Origin of the sequence: Pseudomonas sp. MOIL14HWK12:I1, from assembly GCF_000510705.1 — a bacterium.
Taxonomy (GTDB): Bacteria; Pseudomonadota; Gammaproteobacteria; order Pseudomonadales; family Pseudomonadaceae; genus Chryseomonas; species Chryseomonas oryzihabitans.
This window is the reverse complement of the sequence record NZ_KI783309.1, coordinates 387,651-406,219: the sequence shown is the minus strand read 5'-3', so window position 1 is coordinate 406,219 and position 18,569 is coordinate 387,651. Positions and strand designations below refer to the sequence as shown.

16 protein-coding genes and 1 pseudogene are annotated in these 18,569 nt (G+C 66.5%); 5 read left to right on the top strand and 12 right to left on the bottom strand.

Annotated elements, in window-relative coordinates:
- Positions 1 to 46: 46 nt before the first annotated feature.
- From PSEK12I1_RS0122950 to PSEK12I1_RS0122940, 3 genes are all read left to right on the top strand, one after another.
- On the top strand, positions 47 to 382 hold the full coding sequence (locus PSEK12I1_RS0122950; protein WP_007161973.1) for a hypothetical protein: 336 nt from the start codon (positions 47 to 49) through the stop codon (positions 380 to 382).
- Between the two features lie 267 nt (positions 383 to 649).
- Positions 650 to 1,081, top strand: a complete 432-nt coding sequence (locus PSEK12I1_RS0122945) for a DUF4398 domain-containing protein (RefSeq protein WP_007161972.1) — start codon at positions 650 to 652, stop codon at positions 1,079 to 1,081.
- A gap of 45 nt (positions 1,082 to 1,126) precedes the next feature.
- Positions 1,127 to 1,900 (top strand): OmpA family protein, encoded by a 774-nt coding sequence (locus tag PSEK12I1_RS0122940; RefSeq protein WP_007161971.1) that lies wholly within the window; start codon positions 1,127 to 1,129, stop codon positions 1,898 to 1,900.
- 59 nt (positions 1,901 to 1,959) lie between these two features.
- On the opposite strand, the pseudogene PSEK12I1_RS24060 reads toward PSEK12I1_RS0122940, so the two are convergent.
- The 5 genes and pseudogenes from PSEK12I1_RS24060 to msbA all read right to left on the bottom strand — a co-directional run bounded on the left by PSEK12I1_RS24060 (position 1,960) and on the right by msbA (position 9,135).
- Positions 1,960 to 3,449, bottom strand: a pseudogene (locus PSEK12I1_RS24060) (helicase HerA-like domain-containing protein).
- Between the two features lie 49 nt (positions 3,450 to 3,498).
- On the bottom strand, positions 3,499 to 4,926 hold the full coding sequence (hldE, locus tag PSEK12I1_RS0122930) for a bifunctional D-glycero-beta-D-manno-heptose-7-phosphate kinase/D-glycero-beta-D-manno-heptose 1-phosphate adenylyltransferase HldE (protein ID WP_027598567.1): 1,428 nt from the start codon (positions 4,924 to 4,926) through the stop codon (positions 3,499 to 3,501).
- A 90-nt stretch (positions 4,927 to 5,016) separates the two neighbouring features.
- On the bottom strand, positions 5,017 to 6,432 hold the full coding sequence (locus tag PSEK12I1_RS0122925) for a PIG-L deacetylase family protein (protein ID WP_027603049.1): 1,416 nt from the start codon (positions 6,430 to 6,432) through the stop codon (positions 5,017 to 5,019).
- Position 6,433: 1 nt separating this feature from the next.
- The gene (locus PSEK12I1_RS0122920) at positions 6,434 to 7,330 is read right to left on the bottom strand and encodes a GNAT family N-acetyltransferase (RefSeq protein WP_027603048.1); all 897 of its coding nucleotides are present in this window, start codon (positions 7,328 to 7,330) and stop codon (positions 6,434 to 6,436) included.
- A complete protein-coding gene (msbA, locus tag PSEK12I1_RS0122915) occupies positions 7,324 to 9,135 on the bottom strand; it encodes a lipid A export permease/ATP-binding protein MsbA (RefSeq protein ID WP_027603047.1) in 1,812 nt (603 codons plus the stop codon). Before msbA ends, PSEK12I1_RS0122920 begins: the two co-directional genes overlap by 7 nt.
- A 103-nt stretch (positions 9,136 to 9,238) precedes the next feature.
- On the opposite strand from msbA, the gene PSEK12I1_RS0122910 reads away from it, so the two are divergent.
- Positions 9,239 to 9,835, top strand: a complete 597-nt coding sequence (locus PSEK12I1_RS0122910; protein WP_027603046.1) for a serine acetyltransferase — start codon at positions 9,239 to 9,241, stop codon at positions 9,833 to 9,835.
- Here the strand turns inward: PSEK12I1_RS0122910 and PSEK12I1_RS0122905 are convergent.
- Both PSEK12I1_RS0122905 and PSEK12I1_RS0122900 read right to left on the bottom strand, forming a co-directional pair.
- A complete protein-coding gene (locus tag PSEK12I1_RS0122905; RefSeq protein WP_027603045.1) occupies positions 9,810 to 10,649 on the bottom strand; it encodes a glycosyl transferase in 840 nt (279 codons plus the stop codon). The two genes, PSEK12I1_RS0122910 and PSEK12I1_RS0122905, sit on opposite strands and share 26 nt — an antisense overlap.
- 22 nt (positions 10,650 to 10,671) lie before the next feature.
- A complete protein-coding gene (locus PSEK12I1_RS0122900) occupies positions 10,672 to 11,721 on the bottom strand; it encodes a hypothetical protein (protein WP_027598561.1) in 1,050 nt (349 codons plus the stop codon).
- A gap of 117 nt (positions 11,722 to 11,838) precedes the next feature.
- Here PSEK12I1_RS0122900 and PSEK12I1_RS0122895 point away from each other — a divergent pair, with 117 nt between their 5' ends.
- The gene (locus PSEK12I1_RS0122895) at positions 11,839 to 12,480 is read left to right on the top strand and encodes a lipopolysaccharide kinase InaA family protein (RefSeq protein WP_027603044.1); all 642 of its coding nucleotides are present in this window, start codon (positions 11,839 to 11,841) and stop codon (positions 12,478 to 12,480) included.
- Positions 12,481 to 12,640: 160 nt separating this feature from the next.
- Here the strand turns inward: PSEK12I1_RS0122895 and PSEK12I1_RS0122890 are convergent, their stop codons facing one another.
- Genes PSEK12I1_RS0122890 through PSEK12I1_RS0122870 form a run of 5 tightly spaced genes read right to left on the bottom strand, consistent with a single transcriptional unit; the run spans position 12,641 to position 18,453 of the window.
- Positions 12,641 to 13,807, bottom strand: coding sequence for an O-antigen ligase (locus tag PSEK12I1_RS0122890; protein WP_027603043.1), 1,167 nt, complete (start codon positions 13,805 to 13,807; stop codon positions 12,641 to 12,643).
- Between the two features lie 5 nt (positions 13,808 to 13,812).
- Complete coding sequence (locus tag PSEK12I1_RS0122885) at positions 13,813 to 14,574, bottom strand: hypothetical protein (protein WP_027603042.1); 762 nt, start codon at positions 14,572 to 14,574, stop codon at positions 13,813 to 13,815.
- Positions 14,575 to 14,624: 50 nt separating this feature from the next.
- Entirely contained in the window at positions 14,625 to 15,584 is a 960-nt protein-coding gene (locus tag PSEK12I1_RS0122880) for a glycosyltransferase (protein WP_027603041.1), read from the bottom strand.
- Positions 15,581 to 16,714 carry a glycosyltransferase gene (locus tag PSEK12I1_RS0122875; RefSeq protein ID WP_027598556.1) on the bottom strand — a complete coding sequence of 378 codons (1,134 nt, stop codon included), beginning with the start codon at positions 16,712 to 16,714 and terminating at the stop codon, positions 15,581 to 15,583. Before PSEK12I1_RS0122875 ends, PSEK12I1_RS0122880 begins: the two co-directional genes overlap by 4 nt.
- On the bottom strand, positions 16,711 to 18,453 hold the full coding sequence (locus PSEK12I1_RS0122870; protein WP_027603040.1) for a carbamoyltransferase: 1,743 nt from the start codon (positions 18,451 to 18,453) through the stop codon (positions 16,711 to 16,713). The genes PSEK12I1_RS0122875 and PSEK12I1_RS0122870 overlap by 4 nt, the downstream gene beginning before the upstream one ends.
- Between the last annotated feature and the right edge of the window lie 116 nt (positions 18,454 to 18,569).

Here is an 18,569-nt window from a genome sequence, read left to right as displayed (position 1 = left end):
GCTCGACCTGAATATCCGACCTTTGCCTAAGCCACGGGAGATGCCCATGAAGATTCGCGAACTCGCTCACCAATGGGAGCAGCAGGCCACCACCTCCAGCACCACCCGCCGCTACCACCTCGACCTGGAGCTGGAGACCGCGGCCCGTCTCGAGGCCCTCTGCGAACTCTATCCCCAGCGCACGCCCGAGGCCCTGCTCGGTGAATTGCTGGCGGCCGCCTTCGAAGAGCTGGAGGCCAGCTTTCCCTATGTGCAGGGCGAGGACGTGGTGGCCACCGACGAGCTTGGCGATCCCCTCTACGCCGATGCCGGCACCACCCCGCGCTTTCTCGAATTGGCGCGCAAGCACCTGCATCGCCTGCAGTCCGAAACGCCCGACTAGCCGCCGACCTGCACCTTTACCTACAGCGCTACCGCTCTGCCAAGGGCCTCCGCGCCCTGGCGAAATTCGATAGCCAGTGAACATTTTTGTCGGATGAGCGGTCACAGAGTCAGACCGCAGCGCTGGACGAGGGCTGGTTGTCAGCACCCGCCTCGGGCCTCTCAGGGCCGCGCCGGGCTTGTTTCCACATGCGGCTTTACATGACCAGGCGCCCGCCCTGCCCGTGCCGGCGGCGCGCTTTTCGGATCAACAACGGAGCTTGAATCCATGAAGAGTGCCACTGCCCAAAAGTCCCTTTCCAAAGCCTGCACCCTGAAACTGGCAGCCCTTGCCCTGGGCAGCTCGCTGTTGCTGGCCGGTTGCGCCGGCAATCCGCCGACCGCGCAGATGGCCGTGACCCAGTCCGCCGTCAACGAGGCCGTGAGCTCCGGTGGCAACCAGTTCGCGCCCATCGAGACCAAGTCGGCCCAGGACAAGTGGACCCAGGCCCAGACCGCTCTCTCCAACGAGAAGTACGACGAAGCCAAGCAACTGGCCGAGCAGGCCGAGTGGGATGCCCGCCTGGCCACCCGCAAGACCCAGGCCGCCAAGGCCGATGCCGCTCTCAAGGATGCCCAGAACAGCATCCAGCAGATCCGTGAGGAAGGTCAGATCAACCTGCAGCTCCAGCAGAACCTGCAGAAGAAGGTCCAGCAGTAAGCGACCGCCCCTTTCCTCCCTTCACGAATTAAAAGGACGACCATCATGCGTAAACACATTCTGATCCCTGCCGTGTCGCTGCTCAGCCTGGCCCTGGCCGCGTGCTCCACGCCGCCCAACCCCAACCTGGAAAAGGCCAAGTCCGACTACTCCGCCCTGGAATCCCAGCCGCAGGCCGCCCAACTGGCCGCCCTGGAGACCAAGGACGCCGGTACCTGGCTGCAGAAGACCGAGAAGGCCTACAAGGACGGTGAAAACGAGAAGACCGTCGACCAGCTGGCCTACCTGACCAACCAGCGCATCCAGACGGCCATGCAGACCATCAAGCTGCGCATGACCGAAGCCCAGATGCAGGGCGTCGATGCCGAGCGCACCCAGGCCCGCCTGGACGCCCGTACCGCCCAGCTCAAGCAGCTGCAGGACGCCCTGCAGGCCAAGCAGACCGAGCGCGGCACCGTGGTGACCTTTGGCAACGTGCTGTTCGACTTCAACAAGGCCGAACTCAAGCCCCAGGGCTATGCCAACGCCCAGAAGCTGGCCGATTACCTGAAGCAGAATCCCGAGCGCAAGGTGATCGTCGAGGGCTACACCGACAGCGTCGGCAGCGACTCCTACAACCAGCAGCTGTCCGAGCGTCGCGCCCAGGCCATCCAGACCGCCCTGGTCAGCGCCGGCGTCGAGCCGAGCCGCATCCAGGCCCGTGGCTATGGCAAGAACTTCCCGGTGGCCAGCAACAGCAACGCCTCCGACCGCGCCCTGAACCGTCGCGTGGAAGTGACCATCTCCAACGACGCCAACCCCGTCGCCCCGCGCATGTAACGACTGCGTGAAGCCAGAAGACCCCGCCCAGGCGGGGTCTTTTTTTGCCGGCGAATCGGCTAGCGGCGCTTGCCGCCCAGCAGGGAGCCGAGGAGCCCCCGTACCAGCTGCCGCCCGAGCTGATTGGCCGCCTGGCGCGCCGCGCTCCTGAGCGCATTGCCCGCGAGTTCGCCCACCAGATCGCCGAGGGCACCACCCTGCCCGCTCTGGGTCTTTTCCGCTGCCGGCGCCTGCGCCGGGACCCGCTCGGCCTGACGATCGCGCAGGATCTCGTAGGCCGATTCGCGATCCACCGCCCGGTCATAGCGACCCGCCTGGGGCGACTGACGGATCAGCGTCTGGCGCTCGACTTCGCTCAGCGGGCCGACCCGGGATTGCGGCGGGGCGATGGCCACGCGCTGGACCATCGCCGGCGTGCCCTTGTCTTCCAGGCTGCCCACCAGGGCCTCGCCAATGCCCAGCTCGGTCAGCACCTCCAGGCTGTCGAAGGCCGGATTGAGGCGGAAGCCGTCGGCCACCGCGCGCAGCGCCTTCTGCTCCCGGGCGGTAAAGGCGCGCAGGCCGTGCTGGATGCGCAAGCCGAGCTGGGCCAGGATGGTATCCGGCAGATCGGCGGGGGACTGGGTGACGAAATAGACGCCGACGCCTTTGGAACGGATCAGCCGCACCACCTGCTCCAGGCGCTCGCGCAGGGCCTTGGGGGTGTCGCCAAACAGCAGGTGGGCCTCGTCGAAGAACAGCGCCAGCACCGGCTTATCGGCATCGCCGCGCTCGGGCAACTGCTCGAACAGCTCGGCCAGCAGCCAGATCAGAAAGGTGGCGTAGACCTTGGGCGCCTCGTGCACCAGGCGGCTGGCGTCGAGCAGGTGGATGCGTCCACGGCCGTCGGGCTCGGGGCGCAGCACGTCTTCCAGTTGCAGGGCCGGCTCGCCGAAGAAGGCCTCGGCGCCCTGCTGCTCCAGGGTCGCCAGCCTGCGCAGCAGCGCCTGGGCCGAGGCGCCGGTGAACAGGGCACGGTCCTCGCCCAGGGCGTCGGGCTGTTCGCGCAGGTGATTGAGGACCGCCTTGAGGTCCTTGAGGTCGAGCAGCAGCAGGCCTTCGCGATCGGCCACCTTGAAGGCGGCGTGCAAGGCGGCCTGCTGGCTGTCGGTCAGCTCCAGCAGATTGCCCAGCAGCAGCGGGCCCATCTCGCTCAGGGTGGTGCGCAGCGGATGACCGCTCCGGCCGTCGACGTCCCAGAGGGTGACCGGATAGGCCTGGGACTGGTGCGGCAGGCCCTGGGCGGCGATGCGCTCGGCCAGCTTGCCCTGGGGCGCGCCGGCCGCGCCGAGGCCGCAGAGATCGCCCTTGATGTCGGCGGCGAAGACCGCGACGCCGGCATCGCTGAAGGCTTCGGCGAGGCGCTGCAGGGTCACGGTCTTGCCGGTGCCCGTGCGCCGGCGATCAGGCCGTGGCGGTTGGCCAGCTTGAGTGGATGGCCGAGCGGTTGACCAGCGCTCTGGTCATTGGAAACGGCAGTACCCAGGATCAGCAGGGGCGTCGAGGACATGGCGCAGCTCCGTAGCGGTTCTGCGCCAGCTTAACCCGAGCGTCCGGGCTCAGGTACGGTTGCGAATGCGCTCGACGATGGCGGTGGTAGAGCTGTTCTCCACCAGACCGAGGATGCGCACCTCGCCGCCGTAGCCCTGCACGATCTGGGCGCCGACCACCTCGTCCACGCTCTTGTAGTCGCCGCCCTTGACCAGCACATCCGGGCGCACCTGTTCCAGCAGGCGCTCCGGGGTGTTCTCGCTGAAGGGGATGACCCAGTCCACCGCGCCGAGGCCGGCCAGCACCGCCATGCGCCGGTCGACGCTGTTGATCGGTCGACCGGGGCCTTTCAGCCGGGTCACCGAGGCATCGTCGTTGACCGCCACGATCAGCCGATCGCCCTGGGCGCGTGCCTGCTCCAGATAGGTCACGTGGCCGGCGTGGAGGATGTCGAAGCAGCCGTTGGTGAAGACGATCTTCTCGCCATGGGCGCGAGCGTCCTCGATGGCCAGCTGCAATTGTTCGAGGGACAGAACGCCGCGCTCGGAGCCTTCCGAACGCTGCACCGCGCGACGCAGCTCGGGGGCGCTGATGGCGGCGGTGCCCAGCTTGCCGACCACGATACCGGCAGCCAGATTGGCCAGCCCCACGGCCTGCGGCAGGTCTTCACCGGCGGCCAGGGCGGCGGCCAGGGTGGAGATCACGGTGTCGCCGGCGCCGGTGACGTCGAACACCTCGCGGGCCCGGGCCGGCAGGTGCAGGGCCGGCTGGGCGGGACGCAGCAGGGTCATGCCGTGCTCGCCACGGGTCACCAGCAGGGCGCCCAGCTCCAGGCGCGCCATCAGCTCGTTGCCCTTGGCGACCAGCTCGGCATCGTCGGCGCAGACACCGACGATGGCTTCGAATTCGGACAGATTCGGCGTGATCAGGCTGGCGCCACGATAGATGGAGAAATCCTTGCCCTTCGGATCGGCCAGCACCGGGATGTTGCGGGCCTTGGCCAGCTGGATCAGCGCCTGGTGGTTCTTCAGCGCGCCCTTGCCGTAGTCGGACAGCACCAGCACCTTGACCCCGGCCAGCATGGCGGCGGTGTCCGAGGCCAGCGCCTGGGGATCGGTGTCGAAGGGCTCTTCGAAGTCGACGCGGATCAGCTGCTGGTGGCGACTCATGATGCGCAGCTTGACGATGGTCGGCTGCTGGGCGATGCGCTGGAAGCGCACCTGCACATGGGCGGCTCTCAGGCTGTCGGTGAGGGCATCGGCGGCTTCGTCCTGACCGGTGACGCCGACCAGGTAGGCCGGCGCGCCCAGGGCGGCGATGTTGAGGGCGACGTTGGCCGCGCCACCGGGACGATCCTCGTGCTGGTCGACGCGGACCACGGGCACCGGCGCCTCGGGGGAGATCCGCGAGGTGGTGCCGTGCCAGTAGCGGTCGAGCATCACGTCGCCAACCACCAGGACCGGCGCGAGATCGAAGCGAGGCATGGTCAGCTTCATAGGGACAGGCTCCAAAGCGCGAAAATGGCGGCGATCATAGCATAGGGGCCAAGGCGCCCCGGAAGCGCCTGCCGGCGGGAGAGGCCGGGGTCAGAGCTCGTCGCGGCGGCTTAGCCAGAACAGCTCGTGACGCCGCACGGCCTTGCGGAAGAATTCGTCTTCCCCGGTGCGCGGCCAGCGGCGACCGGCCAGCAGCCACTGGATGGCCCGGCGCAGGCGCTTCTTGGCCGGCAGCGGCACCAGCAGGTCGTGCTGCATCCCCAGGGCCATGGCCTTGTCCAGCCGCCGCTCGGGAGTCAGTAGCGGACTCCAGGGCACCAGGGGGGCCGGCGTCTCGATGGCGGGTGGCAGGGCGATGCCGCCCTCGGCCGGCCCCATGGGCCAGCGGTCGTTGTCGTGCAGGTGATTGGCGTAGAGCAATTCGAGCTCGGGCTGCCACTGGCTGAGGGTCAGGGCTTCACGCAGGGCCTGGGTGCTGGCCACGTGATCGGCATGGGGATCGATCTGCGGATGCGGCAGCACCACCACCTCGGGGCGGAAGTGCTCCAGCAGGGCCACCAGATCGGCCACCAGGTTGCGCCAGGTGGGGGCGCCGTCGACATCGCCGGGCAGTTGCAGGGGGTTGTGGCGACGGGCACTGCGCACATCGCCTTCGCCGGATTCGCGGGAGCCGAAGGCGTCTTCCGGCGCCTGGCGCATGGCCGGCAGCTGCAGGCAGTAGTAGCCCAGCTGCACGCAACGCTCTGTTGGTACCCCACCCCACAGCGGGGTGACCAGGCTGTCCCAGGTGCGCAGGCGCCCCTTGAGGCGGGCGGCCGCCTGGCGGTCGAGCCCCAACCGCTGGTAGTGCCCGGCCTCGATCTCGCCCTGAGTCAGGGTGACGATACTGGCTTCCCGCGCCTGGCTGTAGAGACCGAAGGCGGCCAGCTCGGCGTCGTCGGCGTGGGGCGCGATGACCATCACTCTCTTGCTGCGGAGGTCCGGCTGGGCGAAGACGTGCAGGCGCAACTCGCCCTGCAGCCGGCAGAAGCGCGTCCAGAGGTGCAATTCGCCGCGCCGCAGGGCCTCGGCATAGCCGCTGAGATTGACATAGCGCCGCCCGACCACGCCGCGCTCGAAGTCCTGGCGATCCGCGTCGTCACCTGCGCGCAGACGTACTTGGGGATCCAGTAATCGGCCTAGCCAACTGGCCTTGAGGCGGCATTCCAGGAACAGCGTCAGCTCGCCCGGCGGCAATTCCACCGCGGCCAAGCGACCGTGCTGCAGATGCAGGCCCAGCACCAGGGTGTCGGCAGGGAACTGGTAGCTGTAGTTGTCGCGCGGCGAATAGAAGAGGTGATCGGCGAACCAGGCCTCGTGGCCGAGCCACACCAGCAGCGCCAGCAGCGGCGCGCTCCACCAGGGCCCCAGCGCCAGGCAGCCGAGCAGCACGACGGCGATGACCGCCAGGACCAGCCGCTTGTGGCGACGGTGACGTTTGAGCAGGGCTTGTTTGCGGGCGGTCATCTCAGCTCTCGAAGACGGTGACGCGGTGGCACCAGCGGTCCTTGTAGTCGCGATCGGCGCGGCCGAAGGAATAACGCAACGTCTTGCCCAGGGTGCGGGCGTCCTGCCAGGCGGCCTGGGTGTTCAGATAGGTGAGGACGCTGCCCGGACTCAGATCGCTGGCCGCGGGATCGACGCCGCCGTTGACGTACTCGACGCTGATCCAGTCGGGCGCTTCCACCCGATAGAGCACCTGGATCGCCACCGGGCGTTCGCCGAGCATGAGCAGCGAACCGGTCATGAATTCCCGCAGCAGGGCGAACACCTCGGCCAGCCGCGCCTTGCCCGGCACCTCGAAGCCCCAGCGCGCCTCGAACAACTGCGCATAGATCCGCGCCTGCTCGGCGCTGTCCAGCTCGGCCATGGGGACCACGCGGCCACCGGCGTCTTCGAACAGGCGCTGCTCGCGTCTCTGGTTGTAGCGGAATTTCTTCGACCAGGCTTCCGGCTCGCGGAGCATGGCCAGCTCTTCGCTCTGCCGGCGCAGACCGGCGAAACGCTCGTCGCACAGCGGCGACAGATAGCGGGCGCGCTGGCGCAGGGGCGCCAGCGCATCAGGGGCGGCCGGCAGGATGATCTCGGCGTTGCCCAGGTCGAACAGGGCACGCTGGCGGCGCTTCTTCAGCACCGAACGCGACAGCGCCAGCTCGCGTCCCCAGCAGGGTACCGCCGCCTGCAGGCCGTCCGCGCCGGGCCAGCCCAGGTAGCGCACCGGAATGCCGGCCAGTTCGGCCAGGCGGGCGATGACCTCGGGGTGGGTGGCGACGCTGCCGCCATAACGCTGCCAGGTGGCGGCGTAGTCGGCGGCGGAAATCGTGGTCCAGCCGCGCTCGCGCCAGAAGCGGAATCTGTTCAGCATTCGATCGTCGGCGCCGGCGGCGCGACCTCCTCGAACTGCTTGGCATGCAGCCGCGCATAGTAGCCGTTCAGCGCCAGGAGCTCGCCATGGCTGCCACGCTCGACGATACGGCCATTGTCCATCACCAGGATCAGGTCGGCCTTCTCGATGGTGGAGAGGCGGTGGGCGATCACCAGGGTGGTACGGCCCTGCATGACGCGATCCAGTGCGGCCTGGATGTGGCGCTCGGACTCGGTGTCCAGCGCCGAGGTGGCCTCGTCGAGGATCAGCAGCGGCGCGTTCTTCAGCAGGGCCCGGGCGATGGCCAGGCGCTGGCGCTGGCCGCCGGAGAGCAGCACACCGTTCTCGCCGACCTGGGTGTCGTATTTCTGCGGCAGACGCTCGATGAATTCGTCGGCATAGGCCGCCTCGGCCGCCGCCCTGACCTGCTCCATGGGCGCCCCGGCCAGATCGCCATAGGCGATGTTGTTGGTGACGCTGTCGTTGAACAGGGTGACGTGCTGGGTGACCAGGGCGATGTGCCGGCGCAGGTTGGTCAGGCGATAGTCCTGGATCTCCAGGCCATCGAGGAGGATCTCGCCCTCTTCGTGCTGGTAGAAGCGCGGGATGAGATTGGCCAGGGTCGACTTGCCGCTGCCCGAGCGACCCACCAGGGCCACCATCTGGCCGGGCTCGGCGACGAAGTCGATGCCTTCCAGCACCGCCTTCTCGGTACCCGGATAGCGGAAGGTCAGGTTGCGCACCTCCAGGCGACCCTGGACGCGCTCGCGCTCTTCGCGGCCTTCGTCGCGCTCGGCGGGTTCGTCGAGTTGCTCGAAGATGCTTTCCGCGCCGGCCACGCCGCGCTGGATGGTGGAGCTGACCTCGGAGAGCTGGCGGATCGGCTTGGGCAGCAGGCCGGCGATAGTAATGTAAGCCACCAGATCACCGGGAGAGGCGTCACCTCGAAGTAGCAGTACCAAGAACATCAATACAGCCATCGCCGTATAGATCACCAGCTGCAACATGGGCGTATAGACCGCCCCAGTCTTGGTCATGGTCAGCTGTTTCTCAGTATTTGCCTCGCTGGATGCAAGGAAACGCTGCTGCTCGTAGGCTTCACCACCAAAACTCCGCACTACGCGATACCCCTGAATGGCCTCGGAGGTAATGTGGGTGACGTCGCCCATGGCCGACTGGATCTTGTTGCTCTGCTTGCGGAATTTGCGACTGGCGCTGGTCACCATCAGGGCGATCAGCGGCAGGATGGCCACCATCACCAGGGTCAGCTTCCAGTTCATCCACAACAGCGAGGCGAAGAAGAAAATCACGCTCATGCCTTCGCGAATCACCACCTTGATCGCCTCGGTAGCGGCACCGGTCACCATGGTGACGTTGAAGGTGATGCGCGAGATCAGATGACCCGAGTTATTGGCGTCGAAGTAGCGATTGGGCAGACGGAGCATATGGTTGAACAGCTTGACCCGCAGGTCGTGCACCAAACCCAGGGAAACCCGTGCAAGAAAATAGTTACCGAGAAAAGAACCAATACCCTGCCAAACCGCGATGAAAACGATCATCAGCGGTACCGCCTTCACCAAACTCAAATCACCAATGATGGGCTTACCGGGAAACATCGCCGCGTCAGGGTTGCTGAGCCCATCGACGAAGTACTTAAGCACGTAAGCCAGTGCTGGCTGGGAAGAAGCGAATATCAAAAAGCCCACGATACTCAGCAAGAACATGCCGATGTAGGGCCGCACGTAGCCGAGCAGGCGGAAATAGATCTTCAGACTGGAGGTCTGCGCAGGGGAGTCTTGGCTCATGGTCTCGTCGTGACGCAAAAGCGCCATGTTAACACGCACCCGCCGCCGACCCAGCGGCGGGATTTTCCGCTAGGCTTGCCCTCCCCTGCTGCGGAACCCTGACATGCAACCGCTGATCGCCACCTATGCCGAACTCAAGGACTACTGGCGCCTGGAGGTGCTGGATGCGCCGGGCAAGCCCTTGCGCCTCAAGCGCCTGTTCCGGCGCGTAGCGGCCGGAGAGAGTCCGAGCTTTCTGTTCTGGTATCGCCTGGCGCAATTTCTCTACTGCCGCCCGCGCGGCCTGCTCAACTATCGCAAGCTGGCCGAGCGCATCAATCGCCGGCTGATCCGTCGGCACAATATCGAGATCCTGCTGGGCGCGCGCATCGGTCCCGGGTTGCGCCTGCCCCATCGCATGGGCATCTGCGTGTCGAATCTGGCGGTGATCGGGCGCAACGTGATGATCCGCCAGCACACCACCATCGGCATCAAGAGCGACGATCCGGCGCGACTGGTCGGCATCTTCATCGGCGACAACGTCAGCCTCGGTGCCCACGTCTGCATCGTCGGCGACCACCTGACCATCGGCGACAACGTGGTGGTCGGCGCCGGCGCCCTGGTAATGCGCGACATCCCCGCCGACAGCCTCTACTACAGCCGCCACGAGGCGGTGATCCGCCCGCTGCCGGGCGCTACGCCCGGGGATGCCGCCCGCTGAGGACGGTCCGCAGCATCTGCGGCAGGACGCCATACAGATACAGCCGGTTGCCCAGCAGCTGTCGCCCCAGATAGCGCAGCACCTTGCCGCGCGAGGCGCCCTTGTAGTGCAGGCGCAGCAGCAGGGCGACATAGAATTTCTCGATGTCGCGAAAGCGCCGCTGGGCCGGGGTCTCGGCTTCCAGCTCGGACAGCGAATGGTCGAGGATGCCCGCGCAAAGCAGTTCGACCGGCTCTTCCCGCGCCAGCGCCTGCACCCGCAGGAAAAAGGAGACATCGACGCCATAGAGGGCGAAGCGCTCGTCGAAGACATCGCCGTGGCGGGCCGCGATACGCGCGGCCAGGCCCTGCGTCAGGCACAGCCCCGAACTGATGGTCACGGTAGCCTGGGGATCCAGGGGGCCCTCCACGGTCACCACCGCCTTGTACTGATGGGGATAGCGGATGGCGCCCGCCCCCAGCACCAGGGGCACCAGCAACTCGGCCTGCTGCCCGAGCGCCTGCAGAAAGCGTGCGTCCACCACGGTGTCCTGGTCGAAGATCACCAGGCGCTCGGCGCCCAGTCGCAAGGCCTGGTTGTAGACCCGGCTCAGCGGCGGATTGCCGAGGTCCTCGCTGATGAGCACCTCCGTCCAGCCCGGCGCGGCGAGCAGCGCCTGGCGATCCGCCTGAGCCAGGGGCTGGGGCCCGTTGTTCCAGACCAGCAGGACGCTGTCGGCCGGCAGGCTGGCGGAGGGCTGGGCCAGCAGGCTGTCGAGGGTGGCCGACTCCCCGGGGCGCAAGCCATAGAGGACGACGAGAAAGAGCGTTCGCATGGGCTTTCCTGAGGATGGCGGCCTAGCCGCGCACCCGCTTGCGCAGGTAGTCGAGGGCCGCGCTGGCTTCGTCGGCCAGGTGCGGACGCGGCAGGTCGTTGGGCCAGATGCCTTCGGCGAAGGCCTGGCGATCACCGCCGCCGAGGCGCTCGCTCAGCGCCCGCTCCCACCAGACGTGGCGGCAGGCGCGGGCATAGCTGTCCTGGGGCGCCAGGCAGCCGTAGAGCAGCTTGCGCCCCAGACTCGCGCGCTGCTTGTCCAGTCCGGCCAGTTGCCACTTCACCCGCAGGCGGGTCCAGACATCGGGCAGCGGCTTGGTCAGGGGCACCTCCTGCCAGTGCCGCTGCAGCTCCGGGGAATAGTCTTCGCCATAGCGCTCGAAGAAGTGCGCCAGCATGAAGTGCAGAAAGCGCTTTTCCGCATAGTAGTGACGCACGGGACCGCGCGCCGCGCTGATGGCCAGATCCGCCAGGCTGAACGACAGGGCGATCTGCTCCAGGGTATGGACCTCCTCGTCGTGGCCATGCCAGTCGTCGATCAGGGCGATGGCCCGCTCGACCCGCGGCAGATGGCTGCGTGCCAGACCGCAGACGCCGCTGTTATAGAGCCGGGTCTCTTCCGCCGGCTCCTGGCCACGCGCGGCCAGGGCGGCGGCGAAACGGGCGAATTCCGGGCGGGTACGGGCCTTGCGCCACGGCCACTCCTCGATGTCCATCAGCCCGCGCTGCTCATCGATGCCGTCGAACAGCGCGGCCAGCGGCGTCTGGACCACGGTGTCGCTGTCGAGGAACAGAGTCTTGTCGGCGGCGGGCAGCGCCCAGGCGATGGCACAGGCCTTGCTGCGGTGCAGATAGCCGTGCTGCCCCTGCCAGGCCTTGAGCGTCGCCCCCTCGATGGCCAGCACTTCCACCGGCCAGCCGCGATAGTCCTGCGGCCGATCGGTCAGGATACGGAGGGCGATGTCCTGGCCCTGGCGCCAGTGCAGGGCGCTGAGCAGGCTGAATTTCAGCTCCTGCCGATAGGCCTGAGCACCGCCGTAGACGAAATACAGGAGTTGGCGTGTTGGGCGCATGTAAAGCTGCCGGCAAAAATCTGATTCTAGCAACAAGCGGCCGGATAGGTCGTAAGGGTCACTTCACAGCCTGCCACCTTCGGGTAACATGCACGCCCTGACGTTGACGGGTCCTGCATGAAGCCTCTCGAACATTCGCGCTATCTCGAACTGCGCGACGCCGCCCAGGTAGTGGAAGCCGACCACCATGGCGACAAGGTCCTGCGCCTCACCGATGGCAGCTATCTCAAGCTGTTTCGCCGCAAGCGGCTGTTGACCTCGGCGGCGCTGTTTCCCTACGCCCAGCGTTTTGCCGACAACGCCCGCCAACTGGCCGAGCGCGGCATCCCCTGCCCGCAGGTTCTGGAGGTCTATCGCGCCGCCTCGCTGCAGCGCGACCTGGTGCACTACAGTCCGCTGCCGGGCGCCACCCTGCGTCAACTGCGTACCTCGAGCGAGGCCGCGACCCTGCGGCCGGCGCTGGGTCGCTTCATCGCCGAATTGCACGACAGTGGTGTCTATTTCCGTTCGCTGCACCTGGGCAACGTGGTGCTGACGCCGGAAGGCGAACTGGGGCTGATCGATATCGCCGACCTGCGCTGCCATGCGCGGCGTCTGCCGCTGCGCCTGCGGGTACGCAACTTCCACCACCTGCTGCGCTATACCGAGGATCGCGACTGGCTGTTCGAACCCGGTCGCGAACCCTTCCTCCGGGCCTATGCCGAAGCCTGCCGCCAGCCCCTGGACTGGCGCGAGCTAGACCGGCAACTCCAGGACTAGTGCGGTGTTTCAGAAATTATCTGCACAATTTCGGCGGCGCTTTTTTGGCCTTGGCGGCGTTGCCGCTCCTCGCCATAGCCCTGCTATGACTCGTCGCGGCGCCTAGCCCATACCAAAAAAATCACTCGCCGATTCTTGCGCGAACTTCTGAAACACCACACTAGACCGGCACCGCCTGTCCCAGCGCCAGCTTGCGCCGGCGCTGCACCTCGGCGCCGGCGATCATCGCCGCGGGCAACAGCACCAGCGGCCACAACTCGTCCGGATTGCCGATCAGCTTGGCGCCATCGAAATTGAGCATCAGCAGGGCCACGGCCAGATAGAGTCCCCAGGGATCGCGCTGGCGCAGGGCCGCTCCCAGGCTGGCCAGCATCAGCACGCCAAAGATCAGCAGCGACACCAGGCCGGTGTAGATGCCGAAGGACACGAAGATGTTGTGCGGGTGCTGGATGGCCTCGGTGCCGTGCAGCAGGTCGTGACTCTGATAGCCCAGACCGCAGCCCAGCCACCAGCCGCAGGACTCCCAGTCCTTGATCATGAAGTGGAACAGCTCGATGCGCCCGGAATCCGCCCGGCCCCAGAAGGCGACGAACCAGGCTTCGGTGTGCACCACCTGGATCACCCCGGCGATCAGGGCACTGACCAGGACCACCAGCGCCAGGGTGCGCAGCGGAAAGCGCGGAAAGGCGAAGAGCACGCCGAGGGCGGCCAGGAAGCCGATGCCGACCAGGCCGGTGCGGGTCTGCAGGGCGAAGGAGATGCCGACGATGGTGACCACCACCGCCGTCAGCAACTCGATCCAGCGCCGCTCGCGGATCCAGGTGGGCGCCGCCAGGCCGCCCAGGCAGACCATCCAGATGCTCACATAGATGGGATTGGAGATGCGTCCCGGCAGGTGGATGACCCGCTGGCCGACGGCATAGTGGCCGGTGAGCCAGAACACCAGGCTGGAGCCCACGGCATAGGCGCAGACCACCCAGAAGGCCAGGCGCACGAAGCCGGGGCGACGAAAGAAGTCGCCATCCACCAGGCAGGCCACGCTCAGCACGAACAGCAGCACATAGAGGATGTGCTTGAAGAACTGCCCCTCCTCGGCCCGCACCCCCGGCACGATGAACCAGGCGAGAAACACCAGCCAGAGCAGCAGCAGCGGCGAGCGCCAGTCGATCAGCCGCGGGCGCAGCACGAAGAGGATCAGTGCCGGCAGGGCGATCGCCGCATAGTAGTAGCTGTTGATCCACTTCGCCGTGGGGATGCACAGGTAGGCGGCCATGAACACCAGCACCGCCAGGGTGAAATAGCGACTCTGCTGCAGGCGATCGAGCAAGGGTGTCACCACAACAGGGCTCCCAGGAGTGCACCGACCAGGAAGGCCAGTGCCAGTTTGATGCGTTCCATCCGCCGGCGCTTCTGTTTGTCGTTGCGGTCCTTGTCGCTGACCACGTGCTGGCCGAAGCCGGTGTGCAGCACGGCATCGTTTTCCAGGATCAGCGCGTGGCGCTGGGCGTCGGCATAGCGCCGGGACAGTTCCTTCTCGCCGCTCAGGTCGCCATAGGGTGCGTGCAGCAGGTAGTCGGCGCGCCGGCGCAGACCGGGATTGAAGGAAAAGCCCTGCCATTCGAGCTTGTGCGAGCCGACCTCATGAAAGGCGATGCCGGCATGCACCTGGCGCGGCTTGAGATAGACGTAGGGGCTGTGGATCGCCAGGTCATGGGCATGGCTGCGCAGCCAGACCTGCAGCGCCTGGGGATCGGCCTCCAGCAGCGCCTGGGAATCCTCGATGAAGCCCGGGCGATAGAAGGCCCAGTCGTCTTCGCAGTGAAAGATCCAGCTTGTCTCGACCCGGGCATAGGCGGCGTCGACGCTGCGCATCTGGCCGAGCTTGGGGTTGTTGACGATGAACTCGGTGTGCTCGCGCCAGTGCTCCGGGATGCAGTCGCGTACCGCTTCGTCGCCGGAGTCCTCGGTGATGAAGACCTGGCGGATGGGCGCGGTGTTGAATTCGTCGAAGGTCGCCAGCGTCTGCCGCAGCAGGTCGAAGCGCCCGCAGCTGGTGACGACCACAGAGATGTCGCTGTCGGCGGAAAACTGCACGTTCTACCCTTTCTGCCAGTTGAGTCGAAAGCCGGACCTTGCGCGGCGCATCAGCGTCCCAGCCAGCCCAGCAGGCGGCGCAGGAACCCCGGTGCGACGGCCGGTCGCAGCGCTGGGGTTATAGCCGAAACGATGCGCTCACCCAAGTGGCCGAAGGCGAAAGAGTGACGCGCCAGGGCCTCTCCCGCCCTGGCGATGGCCGCGGCGTGCGCCGGATCGCTTCGCAGCCGGGCGAGTTTCTCGCGCAATTCGTCCAGCGAGCGATAGAGCACCACGTTGACGCCATCCTCGAAGCCCAGCGCCCGGTTCTCTTCTTCGCCCTGGTCATAGGTGAAGAGCACGCAGCCGCAGGCCATGGCCTCGAAGTTCTTGATCATGTATTCGCCCATCCCGACATCGGCGCCGACAAAGAAGCGGATGCGGTTGAGGGTCTGCAGGTATTCGTCGCCCGAGCGGGTCTTGGTGATCAGCAGCGGCTCGACCCTGGCCAAGTCTTCCAGCAGCTGCTTGCGGCCGCTGTAGGCCACGCTGCCCAGGCTGCCGACGAAGCCCAGTTCGATATCGCGCTCGACACCCAGGTCGCGCAGGCGACTGTCGTCGTAGCCCTTGGGCACGAAGTGGGCGTCGATCCCCTCCTCCTGCAGCCGCCGCGCCACCCCGGCGCCGGAAACCAGCACCCGGACGTGGGGCATGGCCCGGTAGTAGCGGCTGAATTTGCCGGTGTACTTGCAGGGGATGAAATTCTGGTAGGCGTCGTGTTCCAGCTCCACCAGATTGGGCAGGCTGCGAATGAAGGAGATCTGCTTGAGCTGCTTCTTGAACCTCAGAAACAGCAGGATGCGGTCGTATTGCTCGGGCTGGGGCACGGCGCGGCGGAAATAGCCGCGCAGATCGGCCTGTTCCTCGTCGCTCAGCCAGCGCAGGTCGCAATCGCAATGGGCGGCGATGCTGGCATAGAAGTGGTCCAGCAGGATGCGTTGCTCCTTCTGGACCAGGAACAGGACTTTCACGGCGCCGGGGCCTTGAAGGCGGCGACCATCGGCAGCCGCCAGAAGTCGCGGCGCACGGCCTCGTCGGAGAAGCGTTCGGCCAGGCGCTCGCGCATGTGCTGCACGCAGGCGCGTCTCTGGCTCGGCGCCAGGCGGCCCAGATGCTGCAGACCCTGGCCCAGGGCCTCGGCGTCGCCCAGGGGAAAGAGAAAGCCCACGCCTTCGACGATCTCCCGGGCGCCGCCGCAGGAGGTGGCGATCAGGGGCACGCCGGCGGCCATGGCTTCCAGCAGGACCATGCCGAAGGGCTCGTGGTCGGAACTCAGGGCGAAGACGTCGAAGGCCTTGAAATAGCGCCGGGCGCCTTCCACCTGGCCAAGGAACAGCACCCGGTCGGCGATGGCCAGTTCGCGGGCCAGATCCTTGAGGTCTTCTTCCAGGCGACCCTTGCCGAGAATCGCCAGCAGGGCGTTGGCCGGCAGATTCGGCAGGGCGGCGGCGAAGCCGCGCAGCAGCGTGGCCTGATCCTTGTCCGGATGCAGGCGACCGACGTTGCCGACGATCCAGGCGTCATGGGGCAGCTTGAGCTCGGCGCGGGCCTGGTCGGCCGGCAGGAGTTCGCGCTCCACCGCCTCGACGTCCAGGCGGTTGTAGAGGGTCTCGATGCGCTCGGCGGGCCAGTCCTTGAGGCGCAGGCGCAATTCGTCGCGCACCGCGTCGGAGACGCCCAGCAGGGTCAGCCGCTTGCTCATCAGCTTGGCGAACAGCCGCCGGCCGAGCCGGTCGTAGTCGCCAAAGGCATGGTGCACGCCGATCACCGGCAGATTGGTGGCGAGGCAAGCGATCCAGATCGGCTTGAAGCGATGGGCGATGACGAAGCGGATGCCCCGCGAACGGACGATCTCGCGCAGCGCCTGGATGGCGCCGAGCTTGAGTCCGCGCACGTCCCGGGAAGAGTACTCCAGGAACAGCACCTCGTCGCTACCGCAGCCGGCCGCCACCTCAGCGTCGGCGGTGCCGGTGAGAAAGACCGTGGTGACGCGATAGCCGCTGCCCGCGAAGAGGCTGGCGGTCTGGCGGGCGCAGTCGAGGAAGGGACCGTCGTAGCCGTGACAGAACTGCAGCACCCGCGGTTCGGCGGAACGCGTCATACGCCAGCCCCCTCCTTGACCACTAGGATGTCTTCCATGATCAGATACTGCAGATCCGAGCCGAAGAACATGTTCAGGGCGTCGGTGGGCGAGCAGACCATGGGTTCACCGCGGCGGTTGAGCGAGGTGTTGAGGGACACGCCGTTGCCGGTGAGCTTTTCCAGCTCGACCATGAGGTCGTACCAGCGCGGATTGTGCCGGCGCTCCAGCACCTGGGCGCGGGAGGTGCCGTCTTCGTGGACCACCTCGGGTACCCGGCTCTTCCACTCTTCGTTGACCTCGAAGGTAAAGGTCATGAAGGGCGAGGGATGGTCGACCTTGAGCATCTGCGGTGCCACGGTGTCGAGCATGGACGGGCAGAATGGCCGCCAGCGCTCGCGGAACTTGATCTGGGCATTGATGCGATCGGCCACGCCCGGCACGCTGGGGCAGCCGATGATGGAGCGACCGCCCAGGGCGCGCGGACCGAATTCCAGGCGACCCTGGAACCAGGCCACCGGATTGCCGGCCACCATGATCTCGGCGATGCGCTGGGGCATGTCGTCGATCCGCTCCCACTTGGGTGCGTTGGGATGGCGGGCGCAGGCGGCGATGACGTCTTCGTTGCTGTAGCCGGGGCCGAGATAGACGTGCTCCATCTTCTCCACCGGCACGCCGCGGGCATGGGAGACGTAGGCGGCGGCGCCGACGGCGGTGCCGGCATCGCCCGAAGCTGGCTGGACGAACAGCTCCTTGACCTCGGGACGGGCGATGATCTTCTGGTTGAGCTTGACGTTGAGCGCGCAGCCGCCGGCAAAGGCAATCTTGCCGGTCTGGCGGATGATGTCGCCCAGGTAGTAGTCCATCATCTCCAGCGCCAGCTTCTCGAACAGCGCCTGCATGCTGGCGGCATAGTGGATGTAGGGATCGTCGGCGATATCGCCTTCGCGCTTGGGCCCCAGCCACTCGATCAGCTTGGGCGAGAAGTAGTAGCCCTTGCCCTTTTCCTTGTAGCGGCGGAAACCGATGACGTTGGCGTAGTCGGTGTTGATGATCAGCTCGCCGTTCTCGAATTTCGCCAGGCGCGAGAAATCGTACTTGCTGGCATCGCCATAGGGCGCCATGCCCATGACCTTGAATTCGCCGTCGAGCATCTCGAAGCCGAGGAATTCGGTGAGGGCGCCATAGAGGCCACCCAGGGAGTCCGGATCGTAGAACTCCTTGATCTTGTGGATCTTGCCGTTCTCGCCGTAGCCGAAGAAGGTGGTGGCGTATTCGCCCTTGCCATCGATGCCGAGGATCGCGGTCTTTTCGCTGAAGCCCGAGCAGTGATAGGCACTGGAGGCGTGGGCCAGGTGGTGCTCGACGGCTTCCAGCTTGACCTTCTTGAGGTCGAAGCCGAGCTGCACCAGGCACCACTCGATGCGCTTCTGGTAGCGGTGATAGCGGCGATTGCCGAACAGGATGGCGTCCAGGGCGCGATCCGGCGCGTAGGCATAGCGCTTGGCGTAGTGCCAGCGGGCTTCGCCGAAGAGGCTGATGGGCGCATAGGGAATGGCCACCACGTCGACGTCGGCGGGGGTGATCCCGGCCTGTTCCAGGCAGAACTTGGCCGACTCGTAGGGCATGCGATTCTTGGCATGCTTGTCGCGTACGAAGCGTTCTTCTTCCACCGCGGCGATCAGCTTGCCGTCGATATAGAGCGCGGCGGAGGGATCGTGGCTGAGGGCGCCGGACAGGCCAAGGACGGTCAGGGACACAGGTAAAGCCTCTGTACAGGGCGAAGCCAGGGGAGTTCGCCGGGGTTTCGCGAGGCCGCTGCAGGCCCGCCTCGCCTCAAAAACGGCGAATTATAGCCGTTCAGGCAGGCCACGGG